Genomic DNA, 21,060 nt, shown 5'->3' on the forward strand with positions numbered 1-21,060 from the left:
TTAGGAATTCAGTTCTACGCATCATAATCCAAGTTGGCTTCGATTTTTCTCATAAAGTGAAGGACCAATCCCTTTGACATTCTTTAGCTCTTCCACATTTTTAAACTTTCCGTACTGATTTCGATAATCAATAATGGCTTGTGCTTTCTTTGCACCAACCCCACTTAACTGCTGTAATTGCATGACATTGGCACTGTTCAAATTTATTTTTGGACTGGAAGCGGATGGAACCTGTGCTGAAGAAGCCTGTCCTTTTCTTCCCAAATGAGTTTGGGAAGGCTGGATATTGGGGCGTGAAAGATAGTAATTGTCATCTACTTTTTTTAACTGAGCATCTTGTGCTTGTTGCTCAGCTTTCCATTTTAAATAAGCCTGATCAAATTTCTGTGCATGCGACATCACGGTCATACCCAATAAAACTAAGTATAACCCACTCAAAAACACAGATTTATTTAATTTAACTATACAATTTATCACATATTTAAAACGACTCATGATGTTCCTAATGTTGTAATTTTTGCTTTGCTTCATCCCATAATTGATCCATTTCAGTCAAAGTCACTTCTTCTATTTTTTTGTTTTTAGAATTGATTTGTTCTTCAATATAAGCAAAGCGTGATTTAAATTTAAAAATGGTAGTTAAAAGTGCCATTTCGCTCGAGATATTCAGTTTACGCCCAACATTGATTAAATAAAATAAACAATCACCAAATTCTTCGATAATTTTTTCAGACTCTCCCGCTTGCACGGCTTCTTCAAACTCAGCCAACTCCTCTCTGACCTTGTCATAAGCTTGCGCAACATCGGGGAAATCGAACCCCACTTTTGCCACATTTTTTTGAATATTTTCTGCCTGAGTCAACGCTGGTCCATGTTTTACCGTATCTAATCGGGATTGAACTTTACCCTGCTTTTCCTGTTTTTTTATTTCTTGCCATAATGACGATACTTGTTCTGGGGTTAAATTTTCAAATTTTTGCTTTTGGAATACATGTGGATGACGTCTAATTAATTTCTGACAAATTGCATCAACCACGTCGTTAAAATCAAATGCACCTTGTTCACTGTACATTTGTGACTGAAAAACGACTTGGAGTAATAAATCCCCCAATTCATTTTTAATCTCATCAATATTTCCAGAACGCACAGCCTCTTCGACTTCATAAGCTTCTTCAATCGCAAATTGAGTTAGGCTTTCTGGGGTTTGTTCACGATCCCAAGGACACTCTGTACGTAACTGTTTCATGATGGCTAATAACTGTTCCATTTTATGTCCTTTAAGATCAATAACAAATGACGGTACAACGCTTGTTGTTGCGAATATTTTATGTTCAACTCTTTGCAATTAAAAAATAAAATTGAAGGATGTTGTAATGAGCCAAAGTATATTCATTAGTGGAGCAGCACAAGGCATTGGGGCTGCAATCGCACGTCTATTCTACCAACAAGGTTACCAAGTTGGTATTTATGATATCAATGAAGTACAGGCTCAGGCATTAGCAGATCAATTGGGTCATAACGCCAAAGCTGGAAAATTGGATGTTCGTGATTATGCACAATGGCAAAAAGCATTAGCTGAATTTTCTGAGTGGGCTCAAGGCTTAAATATTTTAGTCAATAATGCGGGCATTCTTTATTCAGGTGATTTTGAAAAAACAGACATTCAAGCACATCAGAGAACGATTGATATCAATGTGAATGGCGTACTCAATGGTTGCCATGCTGCATTTCCCTACCTTAAAGAAGCTAAATTTGCTCGTGTCATCAACCTTTCTTCAGCATCAGCCATCTATGGTCAGGCTGATTTAGTTTCTTATTCTGCCAGTAAATTTGCGGTACGTGGCATTACAGAAGGTTTAGATATCGAATGGCAAAAATATGGCATTCGTGTACTTGATGTCATGCCACTCTTTGTTCAGACGGCGATGGTCAAGGATATGGATGCTGGTGCGATTCAAAATATTGGTGTTAGTCTTTCTCCGCAAGATGTTGCAGAACAGGTATTTGCTCAAGTGAAAGCCAAAGGTACACTTTTCACAGCAACACATCGCCCAGTGGGATTAAAGACCAAGGTCATGTTTACACTTTCTGCGATTAGCCCTCAAATTGTGAATCGATTTGCCAATTTATTATTAAGTAAAAAGTGAATTATTTATTTTACTGAATAACAATTTCATAGCCCTAAAACAAGAGTACCTCCACCAAAAGGAATAAAATAATCTTTTAAAAAATAATAACATATTCACATTAAAAGTTTTGTGTTTTAAGGTTCATGACGGCTTTGTAATCATTTTTTTGATGAATTTGATTTATAGTTTTATTTCCAATGTATATATGGAATAAACAATGAAAAAAATATTGCTAACAATGATTATACTTATTGTACCTTCTTTCACAATGGCTGCTCTAATCAGCACGTCTGAGCTTAAAAATATGGATTGTGATGCACTTGCTGTCGAAAAAGCCAATGCAAATCGTGTATTAACCTCTTCAAATAGTAATGCAGCAACGAAAACGATTAGTAAATGGGCGAGTCTTGCAAGTAGTGCTTTAAGTTCTTTTGGTGGGGATTCTGAAGTTGCAACAAAGGCGGGAGGTTTTGCCAATAAGGTGGCAAATCAATCAGAAGCTGAACAAAAAGATGCACAACTTTTTGCAGATGCTCAAGCCAATGTTGAAAATATCTCAATTTACCAAAAATCAAAAAAATGTAATCTTTAAGTATATGAGGTATTTTAAATAAAAAAACTCGCATTTTAGCGAGTTTTTTTATGGCTTCAATGAGTGAGTCTAATCAATGCAATCCTGTTTAGTTCCCTTGAACCAAACGGCGTGCACTGATAATACCTGGTTGTTGCTCCAAACGAGCGAGCAAGCGAGACAATTGCGCCAAGCCTTTGACCTCAATCAATAATTTCATATTCGCAATACCATCTGCTTCTGAAATCGTATTGACTTGGCGAATATTGATTTGGTCAGAGAAGATCACTTGAGTCAAATCTTTGAGTAAACCACGACGATCATAGGCTTCTACAACGATTTGAACACTTTGCCCACGCGTTGGTTGCATTTCCCAATCCGCTTCGACTGCACGGTCAGGTTCTAACTTGATCATCCGCATATAATCAGGGCAAGCAACTTTATGAATACTTACACCACGATTTAAGGTGATATAACCTGCAATCGACTCACCATGAACAGGTTGGCAACATTGCGCAATGTGCAATTCAACATTATCCAAACCATCAATTAAAATACCATGTGCAGACAACGTATGGCTTGCGCGTGGATTTAATGTAGGTTTCAGTACAAGTTCTGGTTCATCCTGATCCAAATGCATATGGCGGTTGACTTGATTAATCAACGCATGAAGACTGATATCACCACTGACCAGTGAAACCAAAATATCATCACCAGATTTCACATTGAAGTGATTGCAGTAATCACTCAGATCAATACTTTTTGGATGAATCGCTAAACGTGAAAGCTCTTTATTTAACAACTCACGTCCAACTTCCAAGTTCTTACTACGATCTTGTTGTCTAAACCAATGACGAAGTTTATCTCGTGCACGAGCAGTCTTGATATAGCCCAATGAATTGACCAACCAATCACGGTTTGGCTCACGGTCTTTTTTGGTTAAAATCTCAACCTGTTCGCCCGTTTTCAAGGTATAAGTCAATGGTACATAACGTTGATTTACCCGTGCTGCATAGCACTTGTTCCCGACTTCTGTATGTACATGATAGGCAAAATCAAGCACTGTAGAGCCACGGGGTAACTCTTTAATGTCTCCATCACGGCTGAAGACATAGATCTTTTCAAAACCCTCAAAATCTTGGATTTGTTCAAAATCTTCAGTTTCATCTTCATTTGGATGTGCACTGGTTTCAGTCCGTTCCTGATAATGTTCCAATACCGCACGTAAAGAATGTAGACGATGATTAAATGAATAATCTGTCGTTTTAGAACCTTCTTTATAATTGAAATGTGAACATACCCCAAGTTCCGCTTCTTCATGCATTTCTTTGGTACGAATTTGAATTTCCAAAGATTTGTTTTCAGCAATTACCGCCGTATGCAATGAGCGATAACCATTGGCTTTCGGATTGGTAATATAGTCATCAAATTGATGTGGGATATGACGCCAAATTTGATGAACGATGCCCAAGGCGTGATAACACTCAGCAACCGATTTGACCAACACCCGTAAAGCACGAATATCATAGAGCTGATCAAAGCTTAGATTTTTACTCTTCATCTTCCGATAAATTGAGTAAATATGTTTCACCCGCCCTGATATTTCAGCTTCAATATCATGGTCAGCCAGTTCACTTTTAAGTTTTTCCACCACGAATTGAATATATTGCTCTCGTTCTAAACGCTTTTCATTCAGTAATGAGGCAATTTCTTTATAGCGTTCAGGTGCCAGATAACGGAAAGCGAGATCTTCCAACTCCCACTTTAACTGAGCAATCCCCAGACGATGCGCCAATGGAGAGTAGATGGTTAAAATCTCTCGTGCAACACGCTCTTGGCGTTCTTTAGAAGAATGTGCCAATTCACGAAGTGCAAAAGTACGTTCAGCCAATTTAATCAACACCACACGCACATCTTCTGTGACAGAAATCAGCATCTTATAAATGCCTGTCAAATGCTCACGTTGATTGTTATTAAAATGGTCTTCTAAACGTTTATTTTTTTCAATCAGTTCAGACAGTTTACCCATTGCCAAAGTGCCTTTGACAAGATTGTAAACCTGTTCCCCACACTGCTGCTGAATTTCCTCTAAAGTGGTGAGATCTTCACGTACACTACGATAGAGTACTGCTGCTGCCAGTGTGTCTTCATCTACATGCAAGTGTGCAAGAATATCTGCCATTCCAATACCCGTAGCAAAGGTATTGGTTCGTGAATTTACTGTGGTCGCCAATTCTTTTTGTAATACTAATTGTGCAACTTCTTCTAACTGTTTTAGTTCAGCACCGTCTAAAATTCCACGCACCCGATCTAGCCAAGTTGCTAGAGCTTGTTGCGCTTCATCGGCATGCTCTACAGTCGCTTCCTCTGATAGCTCATTGAGCTGATCAGGAAGTTGCTCACGTACTGTGACCATACCCTACTCCTCTAACTCTATATTTCATTATAAATCGTTTATCTCTAGTTTCTTTTCAAATAAAGCGATGGATTCAACATGTCCAGTATGTGTAAACATGTCCATTACACCTGCCTTTTTTAGCTGATAACCGTGTTGCACCAAAATCCCTGCATCCCTCGCTAAAGTCGCTGGATTACACGATACATAAACGATTCTTTTCGCACCAAATTTAGGGAGATAATGCATAACCTGCTCAGCTCCCGCACGAGGTGGGTCAATCAATAATGCATCAAATCCTTGATTTGCCCAAGAATAATGCGAAAAGTCTTTTGTTAAATCTTGTGAATAGAATTTAACATTGCTGATACGATTATTCAGTGCGTTTTCTGTACCACGCGTCACCATCGCCTCACTTCCCTCCACCGCAACCACTTTGCCTGTGTCACCCACACATTTTGCAAGCGGAAGAGAAAAATTACCTAATCCACAAAAAAGATCTAAAACTTTTTCACCTTGCTTTAACTCAAGCAAATCACATGCCAGTTTGACCATTTGCGGATTTACTGTCGGATTGACTTGGGTAAAATCGGTAGGATTAAACGCAAAATCAACATCAAAATCATTTAAGCGATAATGTAAATACATCGCTGCATCAACATCATCGACCCGATGGACACTTTCAACCCCTGCTGGTTGCAAATACAACTGCCATTGCTTCTGTAACGCATATTGTTGCAATAGGTTGACATCATGCTGTTTTAATTTTTCAGTATGGCGAACCAGTAAAGAAATTTCACAATCCCCTTTGGCTAATTCTATATGACCGATACTGCTTTTGCCTTTTAGACTTTGGAGTAATGCCTTAATTTCAGGTAAGGCTTGATCCAGTTGAAGGTCTAAGATTTTACAGGTCTGGATTTCAGTGAGATGGTTGCTTTGAGCTTCCCGAAAGCCCATCAATAATTTATTTTGTTTGGGCAAAAACCGTACACCAATCCGTGCTTTATGACGATAATCGACACGTGTAGAGCGCAGTGGTGACAACCATTGCGCTGGCTCTAAACCTGCAAAATGACTGAGATGGGATTTTAACACATCCTGTTTTAAGCGAATTTGCTCATCAGGATGAATGTGTTGCATATTACATCCACCACAAGTCCCGAAATGCGGGCAAATGGGTTCAATACGATAAGGGTTTGGCTTACCCAATAATTCAATACTGTCAGCTTCTTCAAGTTTTGAAACCTGACGTGTGATTTGAGCTTTAACGGTTTCACCAGGCAATGCGTAGCGAATAAAAACTTTTTTACCTTGTTTTTCCGTTGGGTGGGAAAACTCTGCCCCGTAATGTGCAATCCCTCGCCCCTCATGTGACAATCGTTCAACTTTAAAAACATATTGAGGAAGTTGAGATGGTCGAGGTTTGGCTCTATGCTTCAAAAGAATACCTAATTGGGTGTGGAGGAAAAATCTGCCTGAGTAAATTCAGTAAGTTGTGACATTTCACGCCAAACATTTAAAAACTCATGTTGCTGAGGTTGTCCTTGTAAATAATGAATCGAAGCTTGAACCCACAAACGGTGATCTTGCAAAGTGATCTGTCCTTTTAACAAGGACCAACGCAAATAAATCAACCAGGTATTTAAAACATCACCCTCGCAATAACTGGTCAATTTTAGCCATTGCTGGGTCTTCACATATTCAGGGACAAAATAACCTGAGATACCACGTTTGCCGGGATAACCTAGCAAATGCGCAACATCATCCAATTTCTGAAAATGACGCCCATTAAACATCGCCATCACATCCATTAAATCAACATGACGGTTGTGGTATCGATTCTGGTAGTTATTATACCTTTTTTGCGTGTCAATCTCACCTTGATCGAACAAACTTGGTGCAGATAATCCGTGATACATCGAACGGAATAAAATCACAGGTAAATCAAACTGTGAGCCATTCCAACTCACCAAAGTCGGATGACGCTTATCAAAAATAGATAAAAATTTTTGTAAAATTTCGGCTTCGGTATAATGTTCTCGGCTAAATGAAAAGAGCTTCATCGCCCCATTTTCATCAATCCATAAACCTGAAATGCAGACAATTTCATGCAAAGCCAAACGTTGAAAATCCATACCAGATTCTTGACGGCGTAACTTGGCAAGTGCTTGCTCTAAATCATCTTCAGCTAAGTCCAATCCATACAAATGCGCCCCAGATTTGAGATCTGTTAGGGTTTCAATATCAAAAACTAAAACAGGAAGACGCATATAACTTACTCAATTACTCTCTAGTGATCATGAAATCATGGATCGACTTAAAACCATTATTCATCATCTTCAACAGAGAATAAACCTGTAGATAAATAACGATCACCACGATCACACACGATACATACAATCACCGCATCTGGATTTTCTTCTGCAATTTTTACTGAAGCCCACACTGCCCCACCAGAAGATGTTCCTGCGCTAATACCTTCCTGACGTGCTAAACGGCGAGCCGTTTTTTCCGCTTCAATTTGCGGAATATCCATAATTTGATCAACACGCTTTGGATCAAAAATCGTCGGTAAATATTCTTGAGGCCAACGACGAATCCCTGCAATATTTGAACCTTCAGAAGGCTGCAAACCAATAATTTGAATCTCTGGATTTTGTTCTTTTAAATATTTTGAAATACCCATAATCGTGCCTGTAGTTCCCATAGAACTCACGAAATGGGTAATTTTGCCACCTGTTTGTTGCCAAATTTCGGGACCGGTGGTCAGATAATGCGCTTCGACATTATCAGGATTACCAAATTGATTGAGAACCAAACCCAAACCTTCAGTTTGCATTTGTAGAGCCATATCTCGTGCAGCTTCCATATTCGGTGCTTCAATCAATTCTGCACCATAAGCACGCATTGCGTCCTTACGTTCCTGACTTGAATTCCCCGGCATGATTAACTTCATTATATAACCACGCATGGCAGCCACCATTGCCAATGCAATCCCTGTATTTCCGCTTGTCGCTTCGATCAACGTATCGCCTGGTTTGATTTGACCACGTTGTTCAGCTTTCATAATCATGTTATATGCTGGGCGATCTTTTACCGAACCTGCAGGGTTATTCCCTTCCAGTTTAGCCAATACTGTTGCTTGAGTATGACTTGCCAAACGCTGTAGACGTACTAATGGTGTTTTCCCAACATAGTGATCTAACAAAAATTCGTCGGCTAAGAAATCAGGTTGTGTGTTACTCATGGACTGCACCTATATTGAGGTGGGCATATTGTATGAAAAAATAAATGTCACTGCACATCTTTCCATTTGATTTTTACGAGAATGATCAAACAAACCCCATTCTAAACAATTCAGTTAAAACCAAGAAAAAATTTGTTTATCTAATAAAATTAGATAGATATAAAAAAAACATCAAGACTTAGAATTAGAAGTGATAAGGTTATCTCTAAAACAGCATAGCTGGAACGTAATTTGCAAGATTTTTAATCATATTGTCATGCAGGATCATTAAAGCATGTTAATATCTTGCGCATGGTCAATGAGTTGCTGGAACCATGTCGAATTTCAATAAAAAGCTCTTTAAACGTTTAAAACTCAATCACGCTTATGGTCAACTCATCGCGTTAATTTTCGTGCCGATCATGATTTTGGCATGTGTCGGAACAGCGCTTGTACTTTCCGAAACATCTGCAGCTGCAAAGTCTAAACAACGCTTTCAAGCCATTGCAATATTGAGCCGTTATCAATACACCGCGGAACAACTCACCGCAGTGATGGAGAAAAGTCCACTACAGCACACCAAAGCTGAAAATATTCTACAAAAAATATTTAATGAAAAACATTTGCTCAGTGCGGCGATCTTAGATGGAAACAATGTCAATCATTTAAGTGTCGGTTATCAAAATCAGCGTGAATGGCCCAAAATACCTAAAACAGGAACATTTTTTGGACCTATTCATAATAAGTACAACAATATTTATGGAATCAAACTCAATCCAATCAATAATGCGCAAAATATGTGGTTAGTGATTGAATTAGATAATCAACCTTTAGAAATCTCACATTATCGCGTCATGATTGTTTTGATTACGACTGCGCTACTGACATTGCTTTTGCTTTTATTGTGTTTGAATTTTTATTCACGTCGCTGGATCGCCCCGATGTACGAAATTCGGATGCAATTACAACGTTTAAATGCCGATACTCTTGATCAACACATGGTGATTAACAGTACAGGTGAGTTACGTTTGTTACAACGTGACATTGCCAATGTGGTTAAACGACTGCATTTCAGCTTTTTAGAACTTAAAGAACATACCGAACAAACAGAAGATGATTTAAGACGTACTTTAGACACCTTAGAAGTTCAAAACATCACCTATAAACAAGCACGCGATCAGGCAATTTCTTCAAATCAGGCAAAATCCGTATTTCTTGCAAACATCAGCCATGAATTAAGAACACCATTGAACAGTATTGACGGTTTCATTCATCTGATGCTACGTCAGGATAATCTGAGCAATGATCAAAGTTTGTATTTACAAACCATTCGAAAATCTTCTGCACATTTATTGGCATTGATTAATGATGTGCTCGATTTTTCTAAAATTGATGCGGGTAAATTAGAGTTAGAAACAGCACCATTCGATCTTGAAGAAGCGATTTTCGATGTGATGGATATGTTGTCGCCATTAGCCGCGCAAAAACATATTGAAATGGCATTCTATTTTGCCGATAACGTGCCAAAACATGTGATTGGTGATGCTTTACGCTTTAAGCAAGTCCTGACCAATTTAATTTCCAATGCGATTAAATTTACTCCTGATGGTGAAATTATTGTTCGTGCGCGTATGGAACATGATGATATTGGGCAATGCTTATTACATTTCAGCGTACAAGACAGTGGTATTGGGCTGAGTGGTACAGACCGTAAAAAACTATTTGAATCATTCTCGCAAGGTGATGCATCTGTTACTCGTCAATTTGGTGGTACAGGTTTAGGGTTGGCAATTTCTAAACAATTGGTTCACTTGATGCATGGTCAGATTGGTTTTGAAGATAATCAAGAGCGTGCGCCTACAGAAAAAGGCTCAACATTCTGGTTTACCGCGATGTTGACGACCAATGAAAATGAAGAGATAGTCCATCCATCATTTAAAGATTTAAATGTGGTGTCCTTCTTGGCACATCCAGCCACAGCCAATGTTTTACGACACTATTTAGAAAATTATCAAGTTCAGCACACTGAGGCACAATCAATTTTAGATTTGTTCAGCCGTCTAAATAGCTTAGAAAAAAATATTGAAAATACGTGGTTAATCGTTGATCACAGTGGCGATACTGAAGCATTATTGAAAGAGATTCGTGGTCGTTATCAAGGACATCTGGCTGTTTATGGTTATCAGATGTCGCTCGACCCGAATATGCTAAATGAATATATGGCGCGTCCATTATACCAACCACTTAGCCGTAGCTCAGTGATTCAACTACTCAGTAACAAACCAATCTTTGAACAAGAACAACATAAAGACTTTAAAGGTCAAGACTTACATATCTTGGCGGTTGATGATCATTTACCGAACTTAATTGTACTGGAAGCACTCCTCGGTGAATTGAATGTAAAAACCACCAAGGCGCAAAGTGGTCAAGAAGCGCTCACCATTATTCAGCAAGCTGTTGAACAAGGCTCAAAACCATTCGATTTAATCTTTATGGACATTCAAATGCCTGTTATGTCAGGCATTGATACCACACGAGCGATTCGATCATTAGAATCGACTTTAGATGGCATGCGTATGCCAATTATTGCCTTAACTGCTCATGCATTAGCAGATGAAAAACAGAAATTACTTAAAGTTGGCATGGATGACTATGTCACCAAACCGATTCAAATCGAACAAATTATTCAAATCTTAACCAATTGGACATCGGATAAATTTATCCAACATCAAACACCTGTTGAAAATACAATTTATATTGAGGCTTTTGATACAGACATTCTCGATTGGAAACAAAGTCTTGCCCTCGCAGCCAACAAAGAGGATCTTGCACAAGATCTTTTAAAAATGCTGGTCGACAGTTTCCCAACTGAACTGGATGAAATTTCACAGCTGATCGAGCTTGAGGACTTCCCTCAGCTTGAACATGTATTACACCGTTTATATGGTGCGACCCGTTATGTTGGCACACCAAAATTGCAGAGAGTTACAGGTGATTTTGAACAATTTATCTCAACCTTACGCAAAGAACGTCGCAAGGCAGATGAGGCATTCATTCAGGATGTGATGCAACGTTTGGATGATTTGCAATTGGTGATTCATGAAGTCGAAACTGCGGCGCAGCAAATCTTAGTAAATTAATTTCTATATCAGTCGCCCATGATTACCAAGTAGCTATAAATCATCTGCTATCGAATTTCTAATGCCGAATAAATGTAGAGATATATCGTTCATCTAAATGATGCTTAATCAAGCTTAGAATTCAGCATTGACTTCCGCTTTAACTTTCTGTGACTGTACTGTCATGTAACTCTTCCATCCACATGCTATGCTGATGACCAAGGAAAAATGAGTCAAGATCATGGCACTATTACATATAGAAAAAAACAATGGTATCGCAACAGTTACATTAAATCGCCCAGATAAACGCAACGCCATGAGCTTTGCTTTACTGCGTGAACTCGTCAAAGTCGCAGAGAAAATTAAAAAAGATCGCAGCATTCGAGTAGTGATTTTGACAGGCGCAGCCAATGTATTTAGTGCAGGGATTGATTTAGCTGATTTAAATAGTCCTAAAAATACTGCATTTGCAGCTTGGGAATTGATTAAACCGGGGCAAAGCCTGTTCCAAAAAGCATTCCTAATTTGGCAAGAATTGCCTGTTCCTGTCATCGCCGCCATTGAAGGATTTTGCTTTGGTGCGGGAATGCAACTGGCTTTAGCTGCTGATATTCGTATTGCGCATCCAGAGACTAAAATGTCAATCATGGAAAGTCGTTGGGGGCTTGTACCAGATATGGGGCTTACACGTTCTATCAAAGGCGTAATCGGCATCGATTTAGCCAAAGAGCTTACACTGACTGCACGTATTTTTGATGGACATTATGCCAAAGAAATTGGTTTGGTTACGCATCTAAGCACCTCACCCTTAGAAAAAGCCCAAGCCATTGCTGAAGAAATGTTACAACGCTCTCCTGATGCTTTGATGGCTGCCAAACGTGTTTTAGATGCCATGGAGCACCAGCCTAAAAAAGCGCTACGTTTAGAAAAGATTTGGCAGTTAAAATTACTTCTAGGAAAAAACAGTCAAATTGCGCGTAAAAAAGACAAGAATCCTGAAGTACAATTCTTACCACGCCAATATAAATAGTTTAAAAACATTTCTGTACAAGGCTTGGGAACAATAAGATGAATTTTGATCGTAACAGTAAAATTGCATTTCTTGGTATGGGCTTGATGGGAAGTCGCATGGCAGCTCGATTAATTCAGGCTGGATTTGATGTGGCAGTATGGAATCGCACAGCAACAGCATGTGAACCCCTGATTGATATGGGTGCGCATACTCTAGAGTTCGGTCAAATTGCAGACTACCCCATTATTTTGACCTGCCTCGCGGATGACCAAGCCGTTCAACAGGTTTACCAACACATTGAACCTTACTTACGCGCTCAACAAGTTATTGTGGATTTTTCAAGTTTATCTGTGGTAGTCACCAAACAACTTGCAAGTCAGGCAGCAAACAAACAGGTGATTTGGATTGACTCACCTGTTTCGGGTGGTACGGCAGGTGCAGAAAATGGTACGTTGGTGATTTTCGCAGGGGGGCATCGCGAAACCATCCAAGACTTGAGTTTGGTTTATAACGTTCTTTCGCAAAGAGTGACTTGCATGGGGGAAACGGGCACAGGACAAGCAACCAAAATATGTAATCAATTGATCGTTGCTGCAAACAGTACACTGATTGCGGAAGCCGTTGCACTTGCTGGTCAGGCGGATGTTGATACTACTCTGCTTGCACCTGCATTAGCTGGTGGATTTGCAGACTCTAAACCCTTTCAAATTCTTGCGCCACGTATGGCGAGTCATACCTTTGAACCCGTACAATGGAAAGTGCAAACCTTATCCAAAGATCTCAATAATGCCGTTCAATTAGCCCAACAATTTGGTTTAGACATTCCTGTTGCTCAACGCGCCTTAGACCAGTTGCACAGCCACCAAAGCCGGGGTTTTGCAGAAGCAGATCTTGCTACAGTCATTCACCAAGTCGAGAAAATTTAGGCATATAGGCGCTTTACTTCATACAGAAATAAGTTGAAAAATAATCTATTGCCGTCTACATTGAAGATAAAAGCCAAGAAGAGCACGGAAGATTGCCATGACTAAACTCGCAGTAAACCTATCGATGATTTTTACTGAAGTTCCACTCATTGAACGCTTTGCTTTGGCACATTGCCACGGCTTTCAACATGTAGAAATTCAATTTCCCTATGAATTGAGTATTGAAGAAATTCAAGCACAATTGGAACAATATGATTTGCATATCTGTCTCATCAACGCACCTGCCGGAGATTTGATGCAAGGCGGTAATGGACTTGCAGGCGTACCCGGTAAAGAACTTGAGTTTCACCAAGCTTTAGAACAAGCACTCGAATATGCCGATGCACTGAATGTTCCAAACATCAATATATTGGCAGGTAAACAACCTGAAGATGCAGATTTACTGCCATGTTTAAACACTTTAGCAAACAACCTCAAACTGGCATGCCATATGTTGTCTGAATACGATATTCAACCAGTTTTTGAAATGATCAATGGAACAGACATGCCTCGCTTTCTGGTACAGAATATTGCCCAAGCCCAAGAAATGCTTGAGGCAGTGCAACACCCTGCTTTAAAAATGCAGTTTGACTGCTACCATATGGCGATGATGGGCGAAGATGTTCTTTCTGCTTTGCAAGAAAATATTGACTGGATTGGGCATATTCAATTTGCAGATTGCCCAGGGCGACATGAACCAGACACTGCACAGATTGATTATTCATCCATTTTTTCATGGTTAAAACAAAGTCATTACACAGGTTTTATTGCGGCAGAATACAAGCCACAATCTCATTCGAATCAATCTTTTGCATGGAAAGAAAAATACTTTTCAAACAATCATAGCTATTAATTGAACAATATCTTGCATCATTATTGGCACTGAATAATTGTATTTTTTAGCCAAAAGCGCTATATTAGAAGATGAGATATTTTCTGGAAAATATACCTTATATGAATTTAGAACCATCGCCCAGCGCTTCTAATTCTCACGAACTTGCAATGAACACTCAAAATCAAGACGTACAGACCTGTTTAAATGTCGTACAAGAAGCTCTACTTGATGTAAAAGCCAAAGATATTATTCAACTTGATGTAAGCAAAATCAGTAATGTAGCAGATGCTATTGTTATTGCGAGCGGAACATCAACTCGTCATGTTAAAGCCCTTGCTGATAATGTTGCTGATGAAGCACGTAAAGCAGGTTTTCGCCCAATTGGTGTTGAGGGTGAAAGAGATGCTGAATGGATCCTTATTGATCTCGGTGTTGTGGTTGTGCATGTAATGCTTCCAACAGCACGTAAATTTTACGATTTAGAAAGTTTATGGCGTGCAACACCTGAAAGTGTAGCCTAAACTTTTTCTGAACTTGTAAAAATAGAAAAAGCGACTTTATGTCGCTTTTTTTGCATCTATAACCTTCATTAATAAGCGCTAGTCGATGTATTAAACCCCATAAGATACTATAAATTTTTTCTTGATCTCTCACATCAGTGCAATGAATCTATTATCAAATGATCTAAAGCGTTCATTGTCACACTTTAGCTCTAAAGTTTAAATAAATTTGCTTAGGCAATATCTTACTTTGCTTCACCCATTTTTTGCTTTACTCTTTTTTGGCTTTACTCATTTTTTAACCACATTGTTGAGCAGCAAACACAATTAAGCTTTGCTTTTGTTCATATACTTTGCTTTATGTTCATATACTCAGTTTGACGTTACAACATCTATGTCGCCTCACCATAGAAAGATTATCAATGATTTAAAAGTACGCAATAAATGAATCACTTATGATTTTAGCAATCTTTACAAAAGTATAAAGCCGATTGAATATGAATGATTGAAATCAAATCATGCATATCAATCATCAGGCAGTTTGAGCATAAGGGTCTTAAATCTGAGCTTTAAATCTTGAATTGATGCTACAAATCAGCTTAAAAACTAGGAATGCAACGCCAAAGCTCCAAATAAAATTCACACCAATTCCCATAATTTGATCCAGTACGCTGGCTCTATGAGTGAGTTGAATGTTTGGATTGTTACTCAATGATACTGCCAAAGTTCCCCAAATGCCGCATATTCCATGTACCACGACAACTTCGCGAATATGTTTTGAAGCGATCCAACGGGTCAACAAATGAGGTAGATAGTTTGTCAATGCACCTGAAACCAAACCAATAATCAATGCTGATGAAAAGCCCACCAAACCACAACTGGCGGTAATTGCAACCAAACCACCTAATGCAGCTTTGATCAATTCAGCCCATGAAATGATTTTATTATTCATCAACAAAGTTAAAGCCCAAGAAGCCAGCATTGCACCAAATAAAGCGGCAAAAGCATTGACGACAATCAAACCAATATCAATACGGTATGTCGAAATATAAACAATATTTAAGCCCGACCACGCTAACCAAAGAATAAAACCCGCCAAAGCCAAGGATAAAATTTTGTAATCTTCAAAGATTAAGTCTTTCTTAGAAATTTCCTGCTTATCATTTGATTTGGAGGTGAAATATCCCGCCAAGACAATCCATGCCGCAGTTGAATGTACTACAGTTGAGCCAGCAAAATCGATAAAACCTAAGGCTTTTAGCCAACCACCACCAAAAGCAATATTTCCCCAAACCCAACTACTGAAAAATGGAAAAATAACCCCTGCGATCATAAAGCCGACAATCCAGTTGACCCATAAAGAAGTTCTATTTGGAATAACTCTTCCAACGACAGTGGTTATCGTGGTTGCCATCAGCATATAGAAAAATAAAAGATTCCAATGCCACCCCCGTAACATGGCACTAAGATAATTGACTGAATCCACCACATCAACATGAAATATTTTGGAACACACCAAACTAAAAAACAGTGTGCCTAAAATCGCTGAAATATAATTCACAATCAGTGCATAAACGGATTTTTGGGTATTTTCATAACCACCTTCAACAACAGCAAAACCTGCTTGCATCAAGATGACAAATACACCGCCAAGGAATAGAAGTTTATAATTTGTAATAAGATTAAAAGCAGCAATGTCACTTTCTATCGCGGAAGCAAATGCAAAATTTGGGCAAACAAATATGAGAAAAATTAAACTGAGGAGATATTTTAATTGCACACATTGACCCTAATGTATTGATCATTTATTACTCTAAATTCACAATAATTAATATTTCAGAGACTTGCTTTTGATTTAATTTATCAAGTATAGAGAATTTCCAGAATAAATAAACTCTTTTTTAAGAAATTATCACGACTTATCGGCTTGAGGATCTTTATATATTTTAGATGATATTGATAATATTCAATTTGCTTGGTGATTTGCAAAAACCAGTCCTTGACTCACACAAACAAACATCAAAATTTCTGTCTATAATGCAGTGTATATTCAAGAAAATAGATGTATTCCTCTTATTCAACCATTCAATTGAGTCAGTGCTTTTGAGTCGTATTTTAATCATGCTGAATAATTTCAATTTGTGGAAAAGCAAAACCTTTGCAGGATAATTCTGAACGCCACGCAACCGTAAGCATGACCCGACTGAGATTAAAATTCTGATAGGCAAAACTGCCTAATAATGGATGAGTACATAATCCCCCATCATTTATACGATGCACATGCGTATTAAGCTCATTTAAACTTAAACGAATCCCCAAGCCCGAAGCTTTTAAAATCGCTTCTTTGGTTGTCCAGACTTTAAACCAAAATACTGGATCAAAATCTAACGACTGCCAAGTCTGATATTCTTCAGGATGAAAAGCATGTTTTGCCAGTGCTTCAAAACGCACTTTACGATCTAAATCTTCGACATCCACCCCTAAATCATGCATGTGTTGGCTACTTGCCAATGCATAATGTTGCTGGCTGTGCGAATGATTCACGTGAAACTTTGGATAATCAATTAAGTATGGTTTGCCAAATTCAGTCTGAGCAAAACTGGGGTTTGTGATTTCTTTGCATAACAAATCAGAGATCAATTGATTACGGTATGCATAAATAGCATGTTTGAGTTCTTGAATTTGGCTTTTACGATCAGGTGATTGAAAAGTGGGAAGAATATTTTGAATAGAATTAAGGTCAAGCCGAATAGTACGATTCACAATATATTCCAAAGATTTTTTCTTAGTTTAAATCAAAAAAACCCAAAGATCACTTTGGGTTTTTATCAACATAGAGGACTGTATTAACGGCTAAATTTTTTCTCAGCCTTTTTAAACTTTTGAATATAACGACGGCGACGTGCTGCTGTACGTTCATCCACTTGGGTTTTACGCCCTTCGAATGGGTTTTCTGAAGTTTTAAAGTCAATACGAACAGGTGTTCCTTCAAGCTTATAGACTTTACGGAAAACATTTTCAAGATAACGGCGATAATCTGCTGGTGTCTTATCCACTTTGTTACCGTGAATCACAATCGTTGGTGGATTTTGCCCACCCATATGCGCATAACGCATTTTAATGCGTTTACCACTAATCATTGGTGGTTGATGTGCATCAGTCGCATCATTCAAAATTTGAGTCAATTTTGCAGGTGAGACTTTCAAATGAGAAGAATCATAAGCACGATGGATAGATGGATAAAGCTCCCCCACACCTGTGCCATGCAAAGCAGAAATTAAATGGATTTTTGCCCAAGGAATAAAATCAAAACGACGTTCAACATCTAATTTACATTGTTTCCGGTCATATTCGGTCATGTTATCCCATTTATTAATGGCAATTACCATCGCACGACCAGCTTCAAGTGCATAACCAATTAAATGCAAATCTTGTTCAACAATCCCTTCACGCGCATCAACCACCACCACAACAACATGTGCATCTTTCATGGCTTGTAGCGTTTTCACAACTGAGAATTTCTCAATCATTTCATCTACTTTACCTTTACGGCGCACCCCTGCCGTATCAATCAAGGTATATTTGCGCCCATCACGTTCAAAAGGAATATAGATTGAATCTCGCGTTGTACCTGGTTGGTCAAAAGCCACCACACGCTCTTCACCCAATAAACGGTTGACCAGTGTTGATTTACCCACATTTGGGCGACCAATAATTGCTAAGCGTAAACCTGTGGCTTGATCATGCTCACCTTCATTTTCATCTTCAGGAATATCCGTTAGGACGTCTTCAAGCATTTGTTGAACACCACGCCCATGACTTGCAGCCACTTGCAAAGGCTCGCCCATGCCCAACTTATAGAATTCAACTAAAGCAGCTTCCGCATGGACACCATCGACTTTATTGGCAACCAAATACACTTTTTTGCCAAGCGTACGTAACTCGCGTGCAATCTGCTCATCTGAAGCCAATAAACCTGCGCGCGCATCCACGACAAAAATAATAATATCCGCTTCATTTATCGCAGTTTTTGATTGTTCTGCCATATATGAATCGATACCGCCTTCATTTTCACCAATACCCCCAGTATCGACAACAATGAAAGATTTATTTTGATACGTTGCATCACCATATTTGCGGTCACGGGTTAGACCTGCAAAGTCAGCAACAAGTGCATCACGGCTCTTGGTAATCTGGTTGAATAACGTTGATTTGCCGACGTTTGGACGACCAATGAGCGCAATTACGGGTTTCATAAAATAACCTTTATTCAAGATCAGCCAGTATGACTGGTCTGAACATCAGAAATGTATAGGAAGAAAAGTAGGAAAAACCTAAAATAAAAACACGGGGTATTGATTTGCAATCACCCCGTGCATGAAATTCTTACGGATGGCTCTATTTTAGCACAAGACTAAAAAAATAGAGAATCCTAATCAGTTAACGACTTTGCCAAATACTTAAAGCACCTTTACGTGTCGAAACATAGAGCTGATTATCAATCACTCTTAAGGTACGGACTTCACCACTGGTTTTAGCGCGTCCCAGTGTAGTTCCACTGTTGAGATCAATTTGATGCAAATAACCATCCAAATCACCAACGACAAGATTTGAGCCGAGTAGCACAGGATTACTCAGGTTACGATTTAGCAATTGCTCATTTTTCCAGATTTCTTGCCCAGTAATCAAATCATACGCAATAATTTGACCGTCTGTTTGTGACACGATGACTTTACCATCTGTCACTTCTGGACGATTGATACTGCTTGAATTTTCACTCCACAAAATACGTTGTGTCGCTAAATCAAGCACAGTAACTTGCCCTTGAAAACTTGTTGTTACGACATACTGCCCAGAAACCACAGGTTCACTATCAACATCAATTAAACGTTGAATATCCGAACGCCCTTCTGAAACGGCAACGCGACGTTGTAAGCGAGGCACACCTGCAAGACTATCAATTGCGAAAAGGTAGCCTGTAGATGTTCCTATAAGCACTGTACGCGGATCCAAACTTACTGGGGCAGCTTGACCACGTAAGCTCAACGAAGCATTTGGTAATTTGTAGGTCCAGACTTGTTGACCTGACTCAACATCTAACGCATAGACAGTGCCATCATTTGCAACCACGATTACTCGACCAGATTGGATCAATGCTGAACTAATGATTGCGCCCGATAACTGTGTAGACCATTTGGTTGCACCCGTAGCTTGATCTAAAGCAAAGATGCGCCCTTTTTGATTGCCCACAATCACCACACCGTCAGCAGCTTCAACACCTGAGCTTAGACCTTCTTTGGTCACTTTAGCTTCCCATAGGCGTTGTTTGCCTTTATAGGCTGACACCTCACCTTTTGGATCTAAAGCAAATACGACACCATTGTCCGTATCCAAACGAAGACGCAGTGCATCTTCACTGCTGGTCGACGAAACACTGGTCGAAAAAACTTGAACCAAGCTTGATGCTTGTGCAACTTTAGGGAGTGGATTCGGCTTAATCTTAACTTCTTTCGTCTTATTGCTTGAACAGCCGATTAAAGCGATTGATAAGATTGCTAAAGCAAAAGGTATTTTAAAGTTTCTATCCATTAAGACTCATCCACTTGTGTTGCTAAAATTGGGCGCTCAAGATCAGGATCTTCTACTAATACGCCAACACTTTCGAGTTTAATTTGTAAAATTTGTCGTTCTTGCTTACGCTCAACAACTGCATTCCATGCTGCTTGATACGATTTTTTGGCATTTTCAGTATCATTTTTTGCTACATAAATGTCGCCTTTCATCTCATCAGCACTGGCTTGAAATGCAGGATCATTCACAGCTGACAAGGTTTTTAAAGCATCATCAAACTTTTTTTGCGCCAATTGCGCATCAGCCAATTTGATTTTTACAACTTGTAACAAACCAGCATCTTTAATTTTGGAATTTTCGACTTTTTTCAACTCACGCTCAGCCAAGGCATAATCATTTTTATCATAAGCAAGTTTTGCCATGATAATTTGAGCCTGAATCGCCTGCACTGAATCTGGATTGTCTTTCACAATTTTATCTGCGGATGACACCAATGCAGCCGTAACTTTGGCATCACCATTGGCTGCTCTTGCCTCATCCATCAATTGTTGAATTTTAGCTGTTTGGTTTTGATTTTCAGCCAAAGTTTTCTTTTGCCAATATTCCCAACCGAAAAAGGCAATCAATGCAATGAGCACACCAGTGACCATAGCCGAGCCATATTTTTTAAAGAATGACTTCACACTATCCAGTTGTTCTTCATCAGTCATTGCGCTCATTTGACTCCCCTTTTC

18 protein-coding genes are annotated in these 21,060 nt (G+C 39.0%); 7 read left to right on the forward strand and 11 right to left on the reverse strand.

Features of this window, described 5'->3' with window-relative positions:
- Positions 1 to 21: 21 nt before the first annotated feature.
- Both TOL5_RS18465 and mazG read right to left on the reverse strand, forming a co-directional pair.
- Positions 22 to 495, reverse strand: a complete 474-nt coding sequence (locus tag TOL5_RS18465) for a ComEA family DNA-binding protein (RefSeq protein WP_151780510.1) — start codon at positions 493 to 495, stop codon at positions 22 to 24.
- 7 nt (positions 496 to 502) lie between these two features.
- Positions 503 to 1,267, reverse strand: a complete 765-nt coding sequence (gene mazG / locus TOL5_RS18470) for a nucleoside triphosphate pyrophosphohydrolase (protein WP_221260560.1) — start codon at positions 1,265 to 1,267, stop codon at positions 503 to 505.
- Between the two features lie 106 nt (positions 1,268 to 1,373).
- On the opposite strand from mazG, the gene TOL5_RS18475 reads away from it, so the two are divergent.
- Both TOL5_RS18475 and TOL5_RS18480 read left to right on the forward strand, forming a co-directional pair.
- The gene (locus tag TOL5_RS18475) at positions 1,374 to 2,147 is read left to right on the forward strand and encodes an SDR family oxidoreductase (RefSeq protein ID WP_151780512.1); all 774 of its coding nucleotides are present in this window, start codon (positions 1,374 to 1,376) and stop codon (positions 2,145 to 2,147) included.
- A 199-nt stretch (positions 2,148 to 2,346) separates the two neighbouring features.
- Positions 2,347 to 2,721 carry a hypothetical protein gene (locus TOL5_RS18480; protein WP_151780513.1) on the forward strand — a complete coding sequence of 125 codons (375 nt, stop codon included), beginning with the start codon at positions 2,347 to 2,349 and terminating at the stop codon, positions 2,719 to 2,721.
- Between the two features lie 88 nt (positions 2,722 to 2,809).
- Here TOL5_RS18480 and TOL5_RS18485 read toward each other — a convergent pair whose 3' ends face one another.
- From TOL5_RS18485 to cysM, 4 genes are read right to left on the reverse strand one after another with little or no spacing between them, the layout of a single operon-like run.
- Complete coding sequence (locus TOL5_RS18485) at positions 2,810 to 5,116, reverse strand: RelA/SpoT family protein (protein WP_004824987.1); 2,307 nt, start codon at positions 5,114 to 5,116, stop codon at positions 2,810 to 2,812.
- Between the two features lie 27 nt (positions 5,117 to 5,143).
- Positions 5,144 to 6,538, reverse strand: coding sequence for a 23S rRNA (uracil(1939)-C(5))-methyltransferase RlmD (gene rlmD / locus TOL5_RS18490; protein WP_121774712.1), 1,395 nt, complete (start codon positions 6,536 to 6,538; stop codon positions 5,144 to 5,146).
- 8 nt (positions 6,539 to 6,546) lie between these two features.
- Positions 6,547 to 7,368, reverse strand: coding sequence for a 3'-5' exonuclease (locus TOL5_RS18495; protein WP_005033866.1), 822 nt, complete (start codon positions 7,366 to 7,368; stop codon positions 6,547 to 6,549).
- Positions 7,369 to 7,424: 56 nt separating this feature from the next.
- The gene (gene cysM, locus TOL5_RS18500) at positions 7,425 to 8,345 is read right to left on the reverse strand and encodes a cysteine synthase CysM (RefSeq protein ID WP_221260562.1); all 921 of its coding nucleotides are present in this window, start codon (positions 8,343 to 8,345) and stop codon (positions 7,425 to 7,427) included.
- Positions 8,346 to 8,659: 314 nt separating this feature from the next.
- Here cysM and TOL5_RS18505 point away from each other — a divergent pair, with 314 nt between their 5' ends.
- The 5 genes from TOL5_RS18505 (at position 8,660) to rsfS (ending at position 14,776) form a co-directional block, all read left to right on the forward strand.
- Positions 8,660 to 11,464 carry an ATP-binding protein gene (locus TOL5_RS18505; protein WP_151780514.1) on the forward strand — a complete coding sequence of 935 codons (2,805 nt, stop codon included), beginning with the start codon at positions 8,660 to 8,662 and terminating at the stop codon, positions 11,462 to 11,464.
- Between the two features lie 220 nt (positions 11,465 to 11,684).
- Entirely contained in the window at positions 11,685 to 12,473 is a 789-nt protein-coding gene (locus tag TOL5_RS18510; protein WP_005033870.1) for a crotonase/enoyl-CoA hydratase family protein, read from the forward strand.
- Positions 12,474 to 12,511: 38 nt separating this feature from the next.
- Positions 12,512 to 13,381 carry an NAD(P)-dependent oxidoreductase gene (locus tag TOL5_RS18515; RefSeq protein ID WP_151780515.1) on the forward strand — a complete coding sequence of 290 codons (870 nt, stop codon included), beginning with the start codon at positions 12,512 to 12,514 and terminating at the stop codon, positions 13,379 to 13,381.
- Between the two features lie 97 nt (positions 13,382 to 13,478).
- On the forward strand, positions 13,479 to 14,273 hold the full coding sequence (locus TOL5_RS18520; protein WP_151780516.1) for a hydroxypyruvate isomerase family protein: 795 nt from the start codon (positions 13,479 to 13,481) through the stop codon (positions 14,271 to 14,273).
- 101 nt (positions 14,274 to 14,374) lie between these two features.
- Complete coding sequence (gene rsfS, locus TOL5_RS18525; RefSeq protein ID WP_009584388.1) at positions 14,375 to 14,776, forward strand: ribosome silencing factor; 402 nt, start codon at positions 14,375 to 14,377, stop codon at positions 14,774 to 14,776.
- 535 nt (positions 14,777 to 15,311) lie between these two features.
- Here rsfS and TOL5_RS18530 read toward each other — a convergent pair.
- From TOL5_RS18530 to TOL5_RS18550, 5 genes are all read right to left on the reverse strand, one after another.
- Complete coding sequence (locus TOL5_RS18530) at positions 15,312 to 16,535, reverse strand: ammonium transporter (RefSeq protein WP_151780517.1); 1,224 nt, start codon at positions 16,533 to 16,535, stop codon at positions 15,312 to 15,314.
- 335 nt (positions 16,536 to 16,870) lie between these two features.
- Positions 16,871 to 17,518: a 4'-phosphopantetheinyl transferase family protein gene (locus TOL5_RS18535; protein ID WP_046759951.1), complete on the reverse strand. Its 648-nt coding sequence runs from the start codon at positions 17,516 to 17,518 to the stop codon at positions 16,871 to 16,873.
- A gap of 83 nt (positions 17,519 to 17,601) precedes the next feature.
- Positions 17,602 to 19,011 carry a ribosome biogenesis GTPase Der gene (gene der / locus TOL5_RS18540; protein ID WP_151780518.1) on the reverse strand — a complete coding sequence of 470 codons (1,410 nt, stop codon included), beginning with the start codon at positions 19,009 to 19,011 and terminating at the stop codon, positions 17,602 to 17,604.
- A gap of 184 nt (positions 19,012 to 19,195) precedes the next feature.
- Complete coding sequence (bamB, locus tag TOL5_RS18545) at positions 19,196 to 20,344, reverse strand: outer membrane protein assembly factor BamB (protein WP_100884483.1); 1,149 nt, start codon at positions 20,342 to 20,344, stop codon at positions 19,196 to 19,198.
- Positions 20,344 to 21,045, reverse strand: a complete 702-nt coding sequence (locus TOL5_RS18550) for a YfgM family protein (protein ID WP_004825005.1) — start codon at positions 21,043 to 21,045, stop codon at positions 20,344 to 20,346. The genes bamB and TOL5_RS18550 overlap by 1 nt, the downstream gene beginning before the upstream one ends.
- Positions 21,046 to 21,060 lie beyond the last annotated feature (15 nt).

Origin of the sequence: Acinetobacter sp. Tol 5 (assembly GCF_019702905.1) — a bacterium.
GTDB lineage: Bacteria > Pseudomonadota > Gammaproteobacteria > Pseudomonadales > Moraxellaceae > Acinetobacter > Acinetobacter bereziniae.

Excerpts from the sequence above, each read along its gene's own strand:
- TOL5_RS18485 (WP_004824987.1), bottom strand. The coding sequence starts at position 5,116 with ATGGTCACAGTACGTGAGCAACTTCCTGATCAGCTCAATGAGCTATCA.
- cysM (WP_221260562.1), bottom strand. The coding sequence starts at position 8,345 with ATGAGTAACACACAACCTGATTTCTTAGCCGACGAATTTTTGTTAGAT.
- der (WP_151780518.1), bottom strand. The coding sequence starts at position 19,011 with ATGAAACCCGTAATTGCGCTCATTGGTCGTCCAAACGTCGGCAAATCA.
- mazG (WP_221260560.1), bottom strand. The coding sequence starts at position 1,267 with ATGGAACAGTTATTAGCCATCATGAAACAGTTACGTACAGAGTGTCCT.
- TOL5_RS18520 (WP_151780516.1), top strand. The coding sequence starts at position 13,479 with ATGACTAAACTCGCAGTAAACCTATCGATGATTTTTACTGAAGTTCCA.
- TOL5_RS18505 (WP_151780514.1), top strand. The coding sequence starts at position 8,660 with ATGTCGAATTTCAATAAAAAGCTCTTTAAACGTTTAAAACTCAATCAC.
- TOL5_RS18465 (WP_151780510.1), bottom strand. The coding sequence starts at position 495 with ATGAGTCGTTTTAAATATGTGATAAATTGTATAGTTAAATTAAATAAA.
- TOL5_RS18480 (WP_151780513.1), top strand. The coding sequence starts at position 2,347 with ATGAAAAAAATATTGCTAACAATGATTATACTTATTGTACCTTCTTTC.
- TOL5_RS18510 (WP_005033870.1), top strand. The coding sequence starts at position 11,685 with ATGGCACTATTACATATAGAAAAAAACAATGGTATCGCAACAGTTACA.
- rsfS (WP_009584388.1), top strand. The coding sequence starts at position 14,375 with ATGAATTTAGAACCATCGCCCAGCGCTTCTAATTCTCACGAACTTGCA.
- TOL5_RS18475 (WP_151780512.1), top strand. The coding sequence starts at position 1,374 with ATGAGCCAAAGTATATTCATTAGTGGAGCAGCACAAGGCATTGGGGCT.
- bamB (WP_100884483.1), bottom strand. The coding sequence starts at position 20,344 with ATGGATAGAAACTTTAAAATACCTTTTGCTTTAGCAATCTTATCAATC.
- TOL5_RS18515 (WP_151780515.1), top strand. The coding sequence starts at position 12,512 with ATGAATTTTGATCGTAACAGTAAAATTGCATTTCTTGGTATGGGCTTG.
- TOL5_RS18550 (WP_004825005.1), bottom strand. The coding sequence starts at position 21,045 with ATGAGCGCAATGACTGATGAAGAACAACTGGATAGTGTGAAGTCATTC.
- TOL5_RS18495 (WP_005033866.1), bottom strand. The coding sequence starts at position 7,368 with ATGCGTCTTCCTGTTTTAGTTTTTGATATTGAAACCCTAACAGATCTC.